Source organism: Janibacter zhaoxuefangae, assembly GCF_050271985.1.
In the GTDB taxonomy this organism is placed as follows: domain Bacteria; phylum Actinomycetota; class Actinomycetes; order Actinomycetales; family Dermatophilaceae.
This window is the reverse complement of sequence record NZ_CP189849.1, coordinates 424,948-440,243: the sequence shown is the minus strand read 5'-3', so window position 1 is coordinate 440,243 and position 15,296 is coordinate 424,948. Positions and strand designations below refer to the sequence as shown.

The 15,296-nt window shown below is 71.0% G+C and carries 15 protein-coding genes; 4 read left to right on the top strand and 11 right to left on the bottom strand.

Going from position 1 to position 15,296, the window contains the following annotated elements:
• Nucleotide 1: 1 nt before the first annotated feature.
• Entirely contained in the window at nt 2-1,264 is a 1,263-nt protein-coding gene (locus tag ACQBAS_RS02125) for an Nramp family divalent metal transporter (protein ID WP_427384697.1), read from the bottom strand.
• A gap of 306 nt (nt 1,265-1,570) precedes the next feature.
• On the opposite strand from ACQBAS_RS02125, the gene ACQBAS_RS02120 reads away from it, so the two are divergent.
• Nucleotides 1,571-2,188, top strand: coding sequence for a TMEM165/GDT1 family protein (locus ACQBAS_RS02120; RefSeq protein ID WP_427384696.1), 618 nt, complete (start codon nt 1,571-1,573; stop codon nt 2,186-2,188).
• On the top strand, nt 2,188-3,372 hold the full coding sequence (menE, locus tag ACQBAS_RS02115; RefSeq protein ID WP_427384695.1) for an o-succinylbenzoate--CoA ligase: 1,185 nt from the start codon (nt 2,188-2,190) through the stop codon (nt 3,370-3,372). The genes ACQBAS_RS02120 and menE overlap by 1 nt, the downstream gene beginning before the upstream one ends.
• A 38-nt stretch (nt 3,373-3,410) precedes the next feature.
• On the opposite strand, the gene ACQBAS_RS02110 is transcribed toward menE, so the two are convergent.
• The gene (locus ACQBAS_RS02110; protein ID WP_427384693.1) at nt 3,411-5,771 is read right to left on the bottom strand and encodes an ATP-binding cassette domain-containing protein; all 2,361 of its coding nucleotides are present in this window, start codon (nt 5,769-5,771) and stop codon (nt 3,411-3,413) included.
• Between the two features lie 74 nt (nt 5,772-5,845).
• On the opposite strand from ACQBAS_RS02110, the gene ACQBAS_RS02105 reads away from it, so the two are divergent.
• Together ACQBAS_RS02105 and ACQBAS_RS02100 are read left to right on the top strand one after the other, a co-directional pair.
• Nucleotides 5,846-6,112, top strand: a complete 267-nt coding sequence (locus ACQBAS_RS02105) for a PLDc N-terminal domain-containing protein (protein ID WP_427384691.1) — start codon at nt 5,846-5,848, stop codon at nt 6,110-6,112.
• Between the two features lie 34 nt (nt 6,113-6,146).
• Entirely contained in the window at nt 6,147-7,040 is an 894-nt protein-coding gene (locus ACQBAS_RS02100) for a 1,4-dihydroxy-2-naphthoate polyprenyltransferase (RefSeq protein WP_427384690.1), read from the top strand.
• Between the two features lie 69 nt (nt 7,041-7,109).
• On the opposite strand, the gene ACQBAS_RS02095 is transcribed toward ACQBAS_RS02100, so the two are convergent.
• The 9 genes from ACQBAS_RS02095 to hemB form a co-directional block, all read right to left on the bottom strand.
• Complete coding sequence (locus ACQBAS_RS02095) at nt 7,110-7,478, bottom strand: DUF4229 domain-containing protein (RefSeq protein ID WP_427384689.1); 369 nt, start codon at nt 7,476-7,478, stop codon at nt 7,110-7,112.
• A complete protein-coding gene (ccsB, locus tag ACQBAS_RS02090; RefSeq protein WP_427384687.1) occupies nt 7,478-8,494 on the bottom strand; it encodes a c-type cytochrome biogenesis protein CcsB in 1,017 nt (338 codons plus the stop codon). Before ccsB ends, ACQBAS_RS02095 begins: the two co-directional genes overlap by 1 nt.
• Entirely contained in the window at nt 8,491-10,113 is a 1,623-nt protein-coding gene (resB, locus tag ACQBAS_RS02085) for a cytochrome c biogenesis protein ResB (RefSeq protein ID WP_427384686.1), read from the bottom strand. Before resB ends, ccsB begins: the two co-directional genes overlap by 4 nt.
• On the bottom strand, nt 10,113-10,850 hold the full coding sequence (locus ACQBAS_RS02080; RefSeq protein ID WP_427384685.1) for a cytochrome c biogenesis CcdA family protein: 738 nt from the start codon (nt 10,848-10,850) through the stop codon (nt 10,113-10,115). Before ACQBAS_RS02080 ends, resB begins: the two co-directional genes overlap by 1 nt.
• A 1-nt stretch (nt 10,851) precedes the next feature.
• On the bottom strand, nt 10,852-11,460 hold the full coding sequence (locus ACQBAS_RS02075) for a TlpA family protein disulfide reductase (protein ID WP_427384684.1): 609 nt from the start codon (nt 11,458-11,460) through the stop codon (nt 10,852-10,854).
• Nucleotides 11,457-12,254: a histidine phosphatase family protein gene (locus ACQBAS_RS02070; RefSeq protein WP_427384683.1), complete on the bottom strand. Its 798-nt coding sequence runs from the start codon at nt 12,252-12,254 to the stop codon at nt 11,457-11,459. Before ACQBAS_RS02070 ends, ACQBAS_RS02075 begins: the two co-directional genes overlap by 4 nt.
• Entirely contained in the window at nt 12,251-13,594 is a 1,344-nt protein-coding gene (hemL, locus tag ACQBAS_RS02065; RefSeq protein ID WP_427384682.1) for a glutamate-1-semialdehyde 2,1-aminomutase, read from the bottom strand. The genes ACQBAS_RS02070 and hemL overlap by 4 nt, the downstream gene beginning before the upstream one ends.
• A gap of 86 nt (nt 13,595-13,680) precedes the next feature.
• Nucleotides 13,681-14,166, bottom strand: coding sequence for a MarR family winged helix-turn-helix transcriptional regulator (locus ACQBAS_RS02060; protein ID WP_427384681.1), 486 nt, complete (start codon nt 14,164-14,166; stop codon nt 13,681-13,683).
• A gap of 121 nt (nt 14,167-14,287) precedes the next feature.
• Complete coding sequence (hemB, locus tag ACQBAS_RS02055) at nt 14,288-15,295, bottom strand: porphobilinogen synthase (RefSeq protein ID WP_427384680.1); 1,008 nt, start codon at nt 15,293-15,295, stop codon at nt 14,288-14,290.
• Nucleotide 15,296: the final 1 nt, after the last annotated feature.

Here is a 15,296-nt window from a genome sequence, read left to right as displayed (position 1 = left end):
CTCACCCGGCGAGGGTGTCCTTCACCTGGATCGCGGCGAGCACGAAGAAGAACACCGTGCACCCGATGAGCAGGGTGTTGGAGAGCCACTTGTTGCGCCACTCGTCGGGCACCCGGTCGGTGTTGAGGATCCAGACCAGGGTGATGGCGAGGAACGGCATGAAGAGGGCCCCGAGGACGCCGTAGGCGAGGATGAGCCAGATCGGCTTGCCGAGGAAGAGCATGACCATGGGCGGGAACGTCAGCCAGAGGATGTAGGCCTTGTACCAGCGGCCGCCGGAGAGGCGGTCCGGGTGGTCCTCGGCCACCTTCGTCAGGTCACCGACGAAGTCGGCGAACATGAGCGAGACGCCGTTCCAGACGCCGAGGAGCGAGCTCATGGCGGCGGCCCAGAAACCGACGAGGAAGACCTTGCCCGACCACTGGCCGTACCGGTCGGCGAGGACCGTGCTCAGGTCGAGCAGACCCTTGTCGCCGCTCTCGACGGCGATGCTGGCGGAGTACAGCAACTCTGCGCCGACGATGAGCGTGGAGACGACGAAGATGCCGGTCACGACGTAGGCGACGGTGTTGTCGATCCGCATGACCCGCATGTGGCCCGGCGTGCTCCAGCCCTTCTCCCGCAGCCAGTACCCGTAGGCCGCGAGCGTGATGGTGCCACCGACACCGCCGGCGACGGACAGGACGTTGACCATCGAGCCGTCCGGCACCATCGGGACGAGTCCGCCCACGATCCCCGGGAGGTTCGGGACGGTCATGATCGCCGCGCCGACCATGGTCACGAACATCAGGCCGACGAGCACGGCGCACGCCTTCTCGAGGAGTTCGTAGCGGCCGAGCCAGACGAGGGCGAGACCGATGAGGCCGGAGATGATGCCCCAGACGGTCACCGACCACACGGGGAAGAGGGAGTGCAGGGGCAGGCCCGTGCCGGCCATGGCGGCCGCACCATAGACGAAGCCCCAGATGACGATGTAGGGACCGAAGTACACCTTCGTCCACGCGCCGAGCGAGGCCCAACCGTGGAAGATCGTCTTCCCCGTGGCCAGCGAGTAACGGCCCGCGCCCTCGACGAGCACGATCTTGAGGACGCAGCCGAGCACGACGCACCACAGGAGGCCGTACTCGTACTTGCTGCCGGCAATGAGGGTCGCGACGAGGTCGACCGCGCCGACACCCGTCGCGGCCACGACGAGGCCGGGTCCGATGAGGGACCAACTCCCTCGGGACACCTGCGCTGTGTGGGGGGACGTGGTCGTGGTCATCGCTGCTCCTCGGCGAGGATCGGGGCTGGGGTCGAATCGGGGCGAACCCGGACAAACTAGTGCCGCCCGCCCGCTCTGGCGACTCACGGTCCGCACAGCGTCCGCCATGCGGCGGATTCGCGCGGTGAGCGGTCGCCCGGCTACTCTTGCCGCCAGCGAAGGGGAGTAGTCCCGAACGCATCCTGTCGACACACTGGCCACGTCCTCGCGGACCGGCCCGGCCGGATGGGCCACCTCGGTGGCGGACGAGACTTTCGGCAAGCACGACGACCCTTGATGTCACCGTGCCTGGCCGAGGCTCGTCGTGTGGCTGCTGACCAGGTGAAGAAATGGAGCAGCCCCGTGTACGCCTTCCTCCTGAGCACCGCGGTCATCTTCGTCGCGGAACTCGGCGACAAGTCCCAGCTCATGGCCATGACGTTCGCCGCGCGCTACCGCGCCCGCGACGTGCTCATCGGCATCACCGCCGCGACCGCCATCGTGCACCTCGCGTCCGTCGCGATCGGCCGCCTCGTCGGCAGCGCCTTCAGTGAGCACCAGGGCTGGATCTCCATCATCGCCGGCCTCGCCTTCCTCGCCTTCGCGGCGTGGACCCTGCGCGGTGACGAGCTCACCGACGAGGAGGCCGACAAGGCCCGCCGCTCCACCGGCGCCGCGATCGTCGCCGTCGGTGTCGCCTTCTTCCTCGCCGAGCTCGGCGACAAGACCATGCTCGCGACCATCACGCTGGCGACGAAGGAGGACTGGTTCGGCACGTGGATCGGCTCGACCGTCGGCATGGTCGCCGCCGACGCCCTCGCCATCGCCGTCGGTGCCGTCCTCGGCAAGCGCCTCCCTGAGCGCGCCATCACCATCGGCGCCGCGGCCGCCTTCGTCATCTTCGGCCTGTGGCTCCTCGTCGAGGGCATCCTCCAGGTCCGCTGATGACCACCCGGCTCCGCCCGCTCCCCGTCCCGCTCGGCCCGGACGCCCTGCGGGTCCTGCCCGAGCTGGAACGGGCCCTCGCGGGCGGACCGGCCCTGCTCCCCCACGACCCGGCCGGGCCGCCACCGATCGACGTCGACACGCTGCCGGACGACGCCGTGCCCGACGGCGCGGCCCTCGTCGTCGGCACCTCCGGCTCGACCGGCTCACCCAAGCTGGCTGTCCTCGGCGCCCCGGCGTTGCACGCGAGCGCGGATGCGACAGCCGCCCGGCTCGCCGGTCCGGGCCAGTGGTTCCTGACCATGCCGGCCCGGCACATCGCCGGCCTCCAGGTGCTCGTACGGTCGCTGCGGGCGGGCACGGTCCCGGCGGTCATGGATCTCGCGGACGGCTTCACCCCGGAGGCGTTCGTCCGGGGCGCCGCGCTCCTGAGCGACGACACCCCGACCTACGTCTCCCTCGTCCCGACACAACTCACCCGGCTCCTGGCCGACGCGGACGCGGCCCGGACGCTGGCGACCTTCGCGGCCGTGCTCGTGGGCGGGGCGGGGACCGCACCGACCCTGCTCGCGCGGGCCCAGGCGGCCGGCGTCCGTGTCGTGACCACCTATGGCATGACCGAGACGGCCGGCGGCTGCGTCTACGACGGGCTCCCCCTCGAGCCGGCGAGCGTTCGGGTCGTCGACGGTCGCGTCCGGCTCGGCGGCGCGACCCTCGCCTCCGGCTACCTCGGGCGGGCCGATCTCACGGCGGCCGCCTTCGTCGAGGACGGCGGGACGCGCTGGTTCGTCACGGACGACCTCGGTGAGGTCGGCGCCGACGGGTGCCTGCGGATCCTCGGGCGCGCCGATGACCTGATCAACACCGGCGGCCTGAAGGTCGCCCCGCGCCTCGTCGAGGAAGCCCTCCTCGCGCACGGGCCGGCCGTGTCGGAGGCGGTCGTCGTCGGCGTCCCCGACCCCGAGTGGGGGCAGGTCATTGCTGCGGCGCTCGTCCTGCACCCCGACGCGCCGCCGGCCGAGCGACGAGCGGCGGCCGACGTCGCGGCGGTGCGCGAGCGCCTTCGTCCGCATCTGGCCGCGCACGCCCTGCCGCGGCGCGTCATCGTCCTCGGCGCCCTCCCCCTGCGCGGGCCGGGCAAGCCGGCCCGGGACGAGGTCGCGGGCCTCTTCGCGCGCGGTTGACCGCCCGGCTCGAGCACCCGGGTCGAGCGTCGCCCGAATCAGGCCCCGACGTACGCCGCGAGGTGCTCGCCGGTGAGCGTCGAGCGCTGGGCGACGAGGTCGCGCGGCGACCCCTCGAAGACCACCGTGCCGCCGTCGTGGCCGGCGCCGGGACCGAGGTCGATGATCCAGTCGGCGTGCGCCATGACCGCCTGGTGGTGCTCGATGACGATGACGGACTTGCCGCTGTCGACGAGCCGGTCGAGCAGACGCAACAGGTTCTCGACGTCGGCGAGGTGCAGGCCGGTGGTGGGCTCGTCGAGGACGTAGATGTCCCCCTTCTCCCCCATCTGGGTGGCGAGCTTGATCCGCTGCCGCTCGCCACCCGACAGGGTCGTCAGCGGCTGCCCCAGGGTGAGGTAGCCCAGACCGACGTCGACGAGTCGGTCGAGGATCTTGTGCGCCGCGGGGAGCTTGGCCTCGCCCTCGGCGAAGAACGCCTCCGCCTGCGCCATCGACATGTCGAGGACCTCCGCGATGTTCTTCCCGGCCAGTTCGTACTCGAGCACCGCGGCCTGGAAGCGCCGCCCCTCGCACTCCTCACACGGCGACTCGACCGTCGCCATGACGCCGAGCTCGGTGAAGATGACGCCGGCGCCGTTGCACGTCGGGCAGGCGCCCTCGGAGTTGGAGCTGAAGAGGGCCGGCTTGACGCCGTTGGCCTTGGCGAAGGCCTTGCGGATCGGCTCGAGGACCCCGGTGTAGGTCGCCGGGTTGCTGCGACGGGACCCCTTGATCGCGCCCTGATCGATGACGATGACGCCCTCGCGCCCGCCGACCGAGCCATGGATGAGGGAACTCTTGCCGGAGCCGGCGACCCCCGTGATGACCGTCAGGACGCCGAGCGGGATGTCGACGTCGACGTCGCGCAGGTTGTGCGTCGCGGCGCCGCGCACCTCGAGCTGGGCACTCGGGGCACGCACCTCGTCCTTGAGGTGGGCACGGTCGTCGAGGTGCTGGCCGGTGAGCGTGCCGCTCGTGCGCAGCCCCTCGACGCTCCCCTCGTAGACGATCTCCCCACCGCCGCTTCCGGCGAGGGGGCCGAGGTCGACGACGTGGTCGGCGATCGCGATGGTCTCGGGCTTGTGCTCGACGACGAGGACGGTGTTGCCCTTGTCCCGCAGTCGGCGCAGGAGGCCGTTCATCTGGTCGATGTCGTGGGGGTGCAGGCCGATGGTCGGCTCGTCGAAGACGTAGGTGACGTCGGTCAGGGAGGACCCGAGGTGCCGGATCATCTTCGTGCGTTGCGCCTCCCCGCCGGAGAGCGTGCCCGCCGGCCGCTCCAGTGACAGGTAGCCCAGCCCGATCTCGCGGAAGGAGTCGAGCAGGTGCTGCAGACCTGCGACGAGCGGACCCACCGACGGCTCGTCGAGCTCGCGGACCCATTCCGCGAGGTCGCTGATCTGCATGGCGCACAGGTCCGCGATGCTCTTGCCCTTGATCCGCGAGGCCCGCGCCTCGGGCGTGAGACGGGTCCCCTCGCACTCGGGACAGGTCTGGAAGGTCACGGCTCGCTCGACGAAGCGGCGCACGTGCGGCTGCATCGCCTCGGGGTCCTTGGACAGCATCGACTTCTGGATCCTGGGGATCATCCCCTCGAACGTGAGGTTGACGCCTTCGACCTTGATCTTGGTCGGCTCCGCGTAGAGCATCGTCTCGAGCTGCTTCTTCGTGAAGGACGCGATCGGCTTGTCCATCGGCAAGCCCATGCCCGCAAAGAGCCGGCCGTACCAGCCGTCCATCGAGTAGCCCGGCACCGTCAACGCGCCCTCGTTGAGCGAGAGCGTCTCGTCGTAGAGCGCGGTCAGGTCGATGTCGCTGACGTGACCCATGCCCTCGCAGCGGGGGCACATGCCGCCGAGGTAGATGGCCTGCTTGACGACGCTCTTCTCGACCCGGCCACCCTTGTCCGTGGACATCACCCCGCTGGCCTTGCGCGTGGGGACGTTGAAGGAGAAGGCGGTCGGCGGGCCGACGTAGGGGTCGCCGAGGCGGCTGAAGAGGATGCGCAGCATGGCGTTCGCATCCGTGGCCGTGCCGACGGTCGAGCGCGGGTTGGCGCCCATGCGCTCCTGGTCGACGAGGATCGCCGTCGTCAGGCCCTCGAGGTGGTCCACGTCGGGACGAGCGAGGGAGGGCATGAACCCCTGGACGAAGGCGCTGTAGGTCTCGTTGATCATCCGCTGCGACTCGGCGGCGATCGTCCCGAACACGAGCGAGCTCTTGCCCGAGCCGGAGACACCGGTGAAGACCGTCAGCCGACGCTTGGGCAGCTCGACGCTCACGTCCTTGAGGTTGTTCTCGCGGGCCCCCTGCACGCGGATCAGATCGTGGGTGTCGGCAGTGTGCGGGGTCGTCATGCGGGACAGGCTATTCCGCCCGCATCGGGCCGTGCGCCTCGATTCGGGATCGACCTCCGTGGGACGATGGGGACATGCTCCGTCTGCTCCCGGCGATCCTCGTCGTCGCCATCACCGTCTATGCGGCGGTGGACTGCGTCCAGACGGAGGAGGACCGCGTGCGGGGCCTGCCCAAGATCGTCTGGGTCTTCATCATCCTGCTCTTCAACATCGTCGGCTCGCTGGCCTGGTTCATCGCCGGCCGTGCGCCACAGACGCGACTGCCGGGCACCCGACCCCGCCCGCGACCCACCCGACCGCGGGGCCCCGACGACGACCCGGACTTCCTCCGTAAGATCTGAGGGCCCCAGCCCCGTCCGGAACGAGTCCTCCCCCATGGCCAGCACCTCCCAGTGGATCGCGGGCGCCCGCCCACGCACCTTCCCCGCCGCCATCGCCCCGGTCCTCGTGGGGACGGCCGCTGCCGAAGAGCTCGGGCGGATGGATCTCGGTCTGGCGCTGCTGGCCCTCCTCGTGTCGCTGTCGCTGCAGGTCGCCGTCAACTACGCGAACGACTACTCCGACGGCATTCGCGGCACCGACGAGGAGCGCGTCGGCCCGGTCCGACTCGTCGGCCAGGGCCTGGCCCGACCGAGCGACGTCAAGCTCGCGGCCTACACCGCCTTCGGCGTCGCGGCCCTCGCCGGCCTCGCGCTCGTGGCCCTGTCCGGCGCCCTCATCTTCATCCCGCTCGGCGCGCTCGCGATGGTGGCTGCGTGGCGCTACACCGGCGGCGACAACCCCTACGGCTACCGCGGTCTGGGCGAGATCTACGTCTTCGTCTTCTTCGGTCTGATGGCCACGCTCGGCACCCAGTGGACCCAGGCGGACGCGCTCTCGTGGGAGGGCGTGCTCGGCGCGGTCGGCGTCGGCGCGCTGGCCTCGGCCATCCTCGTCGCCAACAACCTGCGCGACATCCCGACCGATCGGGAGAACGACAAGATCACCCTCGCCGTACGCCTGGGTGACGCCCGCACCCGGCAGCTCTATCTGGCCCTGCTCGGCGGCGCCGTGGTCTGCGGGCTCGTCATCGCCATCGCGCACCCGTGGGTGCTCGCCTCGCTCCTGGCCGCTGTCGTGGCCGTGCCCGCCGTGCGGGCAATCCGCGGCGGCGCGACCGGCCGGGCGCTCGTGCCCGTGCTCGCCTCGACCGGGCTCATCCAGCTCGTGTGGGCCATCCTCGTGGCCGCGGGCCTGCTCCCGGGCGAGCCGCCCGTCGTCGCGCACTGACCCCCTTCGCCCCTCTCCGAGGAAAGGACATCAGCGGTCCACAACTCGGGTGGCAGGAGGGGGAACGGCTCAGCGGAACTCGTCGCCTTCGCTGACGTCGCGGCCCTGCGCCCGCTCCCGTGTCGGCTCGGGCTCGGACACCCGCTCGCCCTCCGCGGCGCGCTCGCGCTGCTCGACCTCGGAGTCCTCGGCGGCCTCGTCGGAGTCCGCGTCCACGGCGTCCTCCGGGATGTCGATGCGACGGGCGGCCCGCTCTTCGAGCTGCCGCGCGACGTCCTCGCGGAACGGCTTCAGGACGAAGGCGGACACGATGATCGACAGCACGCCGGCACCGACGATGAGCCAGGGCTGCTCGTTGCGCTCGCGCAGTCCGGCAAGCCAGAGCGCCGCGAGGCAGGCGAAGAACACGAGCATGCGGAGCAAGAAGTAGCGGATCATCACTGGATTCCCGAGTAGCTGTGCTGGCCGACGAAGTACATGTTCACGACGGTGTAGTTGATGACGATGCACGCGAAGCCGGCGATCGCGATCCACGCCGCGGTGCGCCGCGCCGTCGTCGTCGTGGCCCGTGCGTGCAGGTAGGCCGCGTAGACCACCCAGATGACGAAGGTCCACACCTCCTTGGGGTCCCAGTTCCAGTAGGAGCCCCATGCCTCCTGGGCCCAGATCGCGCCCGCGATGAGCGTGAACGTCCACAGGGGGAAGGCGACGATGTGGATGCCGTAGGACGCCTTCTCCAGTTCCTTCGCCGCGGGCAGACGGTCGAGGAAGGAGGAGCGGCCGCGCTCGATGAACGTGTCCTTGGCGAGGTACAGCGCGGTGACGGCGAAACCAAGCACACACATTGCGACGGCCAGCGTCGCCACGGTCACGTGGATGACGAGCCAGTAGGACTTCAGCGACGGCAGCAACTCGGCGGCCTCGGTGTACCAGACCGTGATGGCCATGCCGAGGGTCAGCAGCACCGGCGCGGTGATGAAGAGGCCGAGCCAGCGCAGGTCGCGGCGCAGGCCCCAGAGGCAGAAGCCGACCATGACGAACATCGCTCCGGCGACGGCGAACTCGTGCATGTTGCCGAGCGGGGCGCGTTGCACGGACAGGCCACGCAGCGCCACAGCGGCGACGAGCAGGATGGCTCCGAGCCAACTCAACGACTGGGCGACACCAGCCGCCTTCCGCGCGCGAGCGGGAGTGGACGCATCGAGCGCCACCCGGCCCGACGTCCCGTGGACGGGAGCGACGCCGGCAACACCGCCGTCCGCGGCACCGCCCGAGCGCACGCCGCTGCCGACCCGCTCACGCACGCGCGTTTCGGTCTCGGCGAGTGCCGCCTCGCCCCGCTGCGGCACGAGGCCTGCGAGGTAGAGCGCGTAGCCGATCATGGCGAGCGTCAGGACGCCCATCGCCGAGTAGATGCTGAGGTTGGCGTACGTGGCCAGGGTTTCGTTCGTCATCGCTTCTCCAGTGTGGCACTGCGTTGGCTGAGGGTTTGCGCGACGTCATCGACGAGGTCCTGCAGGCCGTCGTCGTCGCCCTTGGACATCCCCCCGATGACGAGGCGGGTGCCAGCCCCAACACCATCGACCGCTGCGCCATCGCCCTCGACGATCCGCACGAAGACACGACGCCGTCTGACCGTCAGCGAGGTGATCAGACCGGCCAGTGCGGCGAGCGAGGCAACCAGCGTGAGCGTCTTGCCGGGGTCGTGCCGCACGGACAGCCCGGCCCAGCGGGTCACCTTCTCGAAGGTCAGCGTGCCCCGCCCGCCGGGCAGCGTGACCGTGTCCCCCGGCTTGACCCACAGGCGCGTGATGTCCGAGCCGTCGGCGTTGAGCACCTTGTCCATGCTCTCGGTGTCGAGGGTGAAGACCGACTGCGGACGCCCGCCGGGGAAGAGTTCACCCTCGTAGAGGCTGAGCGCGAGGGCGGGATCGCGGTCATCGGGGAAGACGGACGACGGCCCGGTCTCCTCGTCGATGATCGCGGTCGGCAGGAACAGCCCGACGAGCCCCAGTTGCTTCGGGGTGGCGCCGCCGATCTTGATGGCCCCGACGGACTTGTAGTTCGTGTCCTGCGAGAGGAAGGGGGTCGGCCCGGTGTAGAGCACCTCGCCCTTCGCGTCCTTCACCGTGATGACCGGGGCGTAGCCGTTCCCGAGCAGGTAGACGGATGCGCCGCCGATGTCGACGGGGTGGTTGACCGCGAGCTTGCGCTTGGTCTCGACCCCGCCGGGCTCGTCGGTCGTCGTCACTCGGGCGTCGAAGTTGCGCGGCTGCCCGAACTGCCCCTTGCTCGTCACCCGGTCCTCGAAGGTCGCCGTCAGCGAGTCGACCCGCATGGTGAAGGGGGTCAACGAGCTCTCGTCAACCCACGGCCCCGGCGCGAACGTGTCGTAGCGGGTCACGGTGCTGGCGAAGGACTTGCCCTCGGGCACGATGATGTCCGCCTTCCACCCGAGCAGGTGGCCGTAGGCCACCCCGACGATGAGCAGGACGAGCGAGAGGTGGAAGACGAGGTTGCCCGTCTCCTTGAGGTAGCCACCTTCGGCACTCACCGAGGCCGCGTCGTGCGCATGCACCCGCATCCGCTTGCGGCGCAACGCGACCCGGGCGGCCTCGAGCGTCTCCGCGGGCGTGGCGTCGAGGGTCATCTCGACGTGGGCGGGCAGCCGGGTCAGCCGCTTCGGGGCGCGCGGCGGCACCGAACGCATCGCGGCCCAGTGCTGACGCGAACGCGGGAGGACACAGCCGACGAGGGAGATGAAGAGCAGGAGGTAGATCGCCGAGAACCACGGCGAGGCGTAGACCTCGAACATCCCGAGCCGGTCGAGCCACGGGCCCAGGGTCGGGTGCTGGGCGATGTAGTCCGCGGTCCGCGTGGCGTCGAGCGAGCGCTGCGGCCAGATCGAGCCGGGCACGGCGCCGACCGCGAGCAGGAGCAGGAGGAAGAGCGCGGTCCGCATGCTCGTCAACTGCCGCCACGCCCAGCGCGCCCAGCCCACGGGGCCCAGGCGGGGCTGGGTCACGTCACGCGGGTCGGTCCGGCGGGTCACGTTCGAGTCCTTGTCCGTCATCAGATGAGCACCTCGAAGCCGCCCACGAGTTCGCGCTGGATCATCCGGTTGAGGCTCTCCCAGCCGCCCGTGAGCAGCAGGACGCCGATGACGAGCAGGAGCGCCCCACCGAAGAGCTGGACGGCTCGCTGGTGACGGCGCAACCACCCCGACCAGCGGCCCATGCGCTCGTAACCGGCGGCGAAGGCGAGGAAGGGCAGCCCGAGTCCGAGGCAGTAGGCGACGCCGAGGGTGAGGGCTCGGCCCGTGCTGGGGTCGGTGCTGCTCGCGGCGAGGGCGAGGACCGCCGCCAGCGTCGGGCCCATGCACGGCGCCCAGCCGAGGCCGAAGACGGCCCCGAGGACGGGCGCGCCGGCCAGACCGGCGGCGGGCTTGATCGGGAGTCGGACGGTGCGCTGACCGCCGAACCCGATGAAGACGAAGGCGAGGACGATCAGCAGCGCCCCGCCGACGCGCTGCAACGTCTCACGGTGCTCGACGAGGGAACGTCCGACGCCGGCGATGAAGATCGTGCCGAGCAGGAAGACGACCGAGAAGCCGAGCACGAAGAGGGCCGCGCCGAGCACCATCCGGCCCCGACTGCGTCGCTCGAGCGCGACGTCGGACAGGCCGGTGACGTAGCCCAGGAACCCCGGGACGAGCGGCAGCACGCAGGGGCTCGCGAAGGAGACCAGTCCCGCGAGTGCGGCGACGAGCACGGCCAGCGGGAGCGAGCCGTCGGCGACGAGTCCGCCCACGTCAGGCGCCCTCGGCCAGCGTGTCCTCGACGAGGCCGGTCAGCGTCGACTCCGTGACGGCGCCCAGCACGACGGCGGCGATCCGGCCCTCGCGATCGAGGACGGCGGTCGTGGGGGTCGCGGCAGCCTTGCCCTGGAGGGCGAGCACCAGGGTGCCGGACTCATCGGTCAGGGAGGGGTAGGTGTGACCCCACGCCTTCTGCTGCGCGAGACCGTTCTCGGGCGGCTCGCGAGAGTCGATGCCGACGAACTCGACGTCGTCCTCCTTCGTCGCCTCGTGCACCGCCTTGAGCTCCGGCGCCTCGGCCACGCACGGTCCGCACCACGAGGCCCACACGTTGACGACGACGACGTCACCGCGGTGGTCGGCCACGTCCCAGCTGCCACCGTCCAACGTCTCCCCCGCCAGTTTGACGGGCTCGGCCCGATCGCCGGCGGGGATCTGCTCGAAGGTGCCAGACCCCGAGATGAAGCCCTTGTTGTCGCCGGACTTCGCCTGCTCGGCGGCCGAGTTCGGGTCGGCGGAGCAGCCGCTCACGCCGACGGCGAGGGCCAGTCCGGCGAGACCCGCAACGCCCACGCGGGCGAGGCGGGGGAACGGCCCGGTCATGCCCCGGCGACCGAGCTGGCGCGCGCGAGAAGGTGGCCGGCCGGCTCGCTGTAGGCGACATCGACGATCTGGTCGCCGCGGTAGGTCAGGCTCGTGAGTGACGCGAGGTTGCACTGGCGGCGGCGGGGGTCGTGCCACAGGCGGCGCCCCTCGACCGCGGCGCGCATCGTCCAGATCGGCAACTGGTGCGACACGATGACGGCCTCGCTGCCGCGGGCGGCGTCCCGGGCGTCCTCGACGGCCTCGGTCATCCGCTTGGCGATGGCGCTGTAGTGCTCGCCCCAGGACGGCTTCGTCGGGTTGTACAGCCAGAGAAGGTGCCGCGGGTTGCGGAAGAGGTTCTTGCCGCCGGCGACCTTCAGGCCCTCGAACTTGTTGCCCGCCTCGATGACGCGCGGGTCGATGAGCGGGGTGAGGCCGAAGTGGGACGCGGTCGGCACGGCCGTCTCCTGGGCCCGCTCGAGCGGCGAGGAGACGATGAGCGTGACGTCGCGCTGGGCGAGGGCCTTCGCCGCGGCGTCGGCCATCTCCCGTCCGAGTTCGGAGAGGTGGAAGTCGTCCAGCCGTCCGTAGAGGATCCCCTCGGGGTTGTGCACCTCGCCGTGGCGCAGCAGGTGGACGACCGTGACGTCATCGGGGCTGCCGGCGCCGTGCCGGTGCTCGGCCTCCTGGGCGCCGCGGACCGCCTCGGACGTGGCCTTGTCGGCGACCAGCGGCGTGTCGATCACCGCCGCGGACACCGACCGGACGTCGGTGCCCGACTCGGGCTCGGGCGTGGCAGTGGGGTCGCTCATGCGCCGATTGTCGCACCCGATCCTGAACGTCCCGCAGCGGCTGCGGCGTGCGGCAGAGCGTCGAGGACGTGGGCGATCGCCTCGTCGTCGTGGGCCGCACTGACGAACCACGACTCGAAGGCACTCGGCGGCAGGTGGACCCCCCGGCTGAGCAGTTCGTGGAAGAAGGCGGCGAAGGCGGCGGTGTCCTGATCGCGCGCCTCGTCGTAGTTCGTGACGGCGCCTTCGCGGAAGAAGACGTTGAACATCGACCCCGCCCGCTGGACGACGTGCGGCACGCCCGCCGCGGTGAGGGCCTCGGAGGCGGCGCCGGACAGGGTGTCGGCGACGACCTGGAGCCGGGCGTAGACGTCGGGCGTGCACAGCCGCAGCGTGGCCAGACCGGCGGCCGTGGCGACGGGGTTCCCCGAGAGGGTCCCGGCCTGATACACGGGGCCGTCCGGCGCGAGCCGGCTCATGATGTCGGCACGACCACCGAAGGCAGCCGCGGGGAATCCGCCGCCCATCACCTTCCCGAAGGTGAACAGGTCGGGCGCCCCGGACTCGTAGGGCACTTCGAGGCCGTACCAACCCGCGCGGCTGCAGCGGAACCCGGTCATCACCTCGTCGCTGATGAGCAGGGCCCCGTGGGCCGCCGTGATCCGGCGCAGGCCCTCGGTGAACCCGGGCGCCGGCGGTACGACACCCATGTTGCCCGGCGAGGCCTCGGTGATGACGGCGGCGATCTCGCTGCCGCGCTCGGCGAAGGCGGCCTCGACGGCGGCGAGGTCGTTGTAGGGCAGAACGATGGTCTCGGAGGCTTCCGCCTTGGACACCCCGGCCGAGTCGGGCAGGGCGAAGGTCGCCACGCCCGAGCCCGCCGAGGCCAGCAGGGAGTCGACGTGGCCGTGGTAGCACCCGGCGAACTTCACGATCGTCGTCCGGCCGGTGAAGCCGCGCGCCAGGCGGATGGCGCTCATCGTCGCCTCGGTGCCGCTCGAGACGAGGCGCGCCTGCTCGACGGGCTCGATCCGGTCGACGATCTCCTCGACGAGTGCCACCTCGTTCTCGCTCGGGGTGCCGAAGGAGAACCCGCGGGCGGCCGTGGTGGTCACCGCCTCGAGGACCTCGGGGTGCGCGTGCCCGAGGATCATCGGGCCCCATGACCCGACGAGGTCGACGTAGCGACGGCCGTCGACGTCCGTCAGCCAGGCCCCGGCACCGCTCGCCATGAACCGCGGCGTGCCGCCGACACCACGAAAGGCCCGGACTGGTGAGTTGACCCCACCGGGGGTGACGGCGCGGGCGCGTTCGAAGAGAGCCTGGGAGGCGGGGACGTCTGCGGGGTACGGCGTGGTCATGGGCGCCATTGTCTCAGGCGCACACCCGAGCGACCGCGGCGCTCGTCGGTCAGCGCTCGTCGGTCAGCGCTCGCCGGTCGGCCACCTCAGTCAGCGGCGCGAATCTCGTGGTGCTCCGGGCGCAACGAGTCGCGGACGATGGCCATGGCCCGGCCCAGGGCGGCGAACTCCTCGTCGCTCAGGACGTCGACGAGATGCTGGCGGACCGACCCGACGTGTGCGGGGGCCATCCGGAGCAGCGCCTCGCGGCCCGCATCGGTCAGGACGAGTTCGATCCCGCGCCGGTCATCGGCGCACGCCTCGCGGCGGACCCAGCCGCGACGCTCGAGGCGGGACGCGGTGTGGGTGACCCGGCTGCGGGACTGGACGATGGCATCGGCCAATTGCGCCATGCGGCTGCGACCACCCGGCGACTCCGACAGCATGGAGAGCAGTTCGTACTCGGTGATCTGGGTCTTGAAGGGCGCGAGCTCGTCATCGAGCGCCACCTCGAGAAGGCGGGAACCGCGCAGGTAGGCCCGCCAGTGATTCTGCTGCTCAGTCGTCAACCATCGTGCGTCATCCCCGGACATGGGGGCAGTATCGCACAGATTGACCCCGTAGTTGAACATTCAACTTTCAACGACGGCGGCCGCTCGGCCGCCTTCCCCCCGAGTCGTGGACATCAGCGGCCCCACACGGGAGGGCGGCGGGTCAGCGCTGCCGATCGAGCACGGCGGCCGCCTCGAGTGCGAAGTACGTCAGGATGATGCCCGCCCCGGCTCGGCGGATGTGCATCAGGGACTCCATCATCGTGCGCTCGCGCTCGATCCAGCCCTGCTCCGCAGCGGCGACGATCTGCGCGTACTCCCCGGAGATCTGGTAGGCGACGACCGGCACCGGCGATGCGCCGGCGGCCGCGGCGACGATGTCGAGGTGCGGCCCGGCGGGCTTGACCATGACCATGTCCGCCCCTTCCGCGACGTCCTGCGCGAGCTCCCGCAGCGACTCCGTGGCGTTGGCCGGGTCCTGCTGGTAGGTCGCCCTGTCCCCCTGCAGCGAGGACTGGACCGCCTCGCGGAAGGGCCCGTAGAGCGCCGACGTGTACTTGATGGCATAGGCGAGCAGGATCGTGTCGGTGAAACCCTCGGCGTCGAGGGCCGCGCGCACGTGGGCCACCTGGCCGTCCATCATCCCGGACAGCCCGAGGACGTGGGCCCCGGACCGGGCTTGGGCCAGCGCCATCGCGGCGTACCGCTCGAGCGTCGCGTCGTTGTCGACGACGACACCGCCGCGACCGTCGTCGGCGAGCACGCCGCAGTGACCGTGGTCGGTGAACTCGTCGAGGCACAGGTCCGTCATGACGACGAGGTCGTCCCCGACCGCGTCGACGACGGCGCGCGTGGCGACGTTGAGGATGCCCTCGGGATCGTCACCGCCGCTGCCGATCGCGTCCTTGACCAGCGGCACGCCGAAGATCATGATCCCGCCGACGCCGGCGGCCACGCAGTCGCGCGCGACCTCGACGAGCGAGTCCACGGTGTGCTGGACGACGCCCGGCATGCTCGAGATCGGCTCCGGCTCGCTCAGGCCCTCCCTCACGAAGACGGGCAGCACGAACTCCGCCGGGTGCAGCCGGTGCTCGGCGACGAGCCGGCGGACCGCCGGCGACTGCCGCAGGCGGCGAGGACGGACGATGGGGAAGGCGCCCTGCTGACTCACG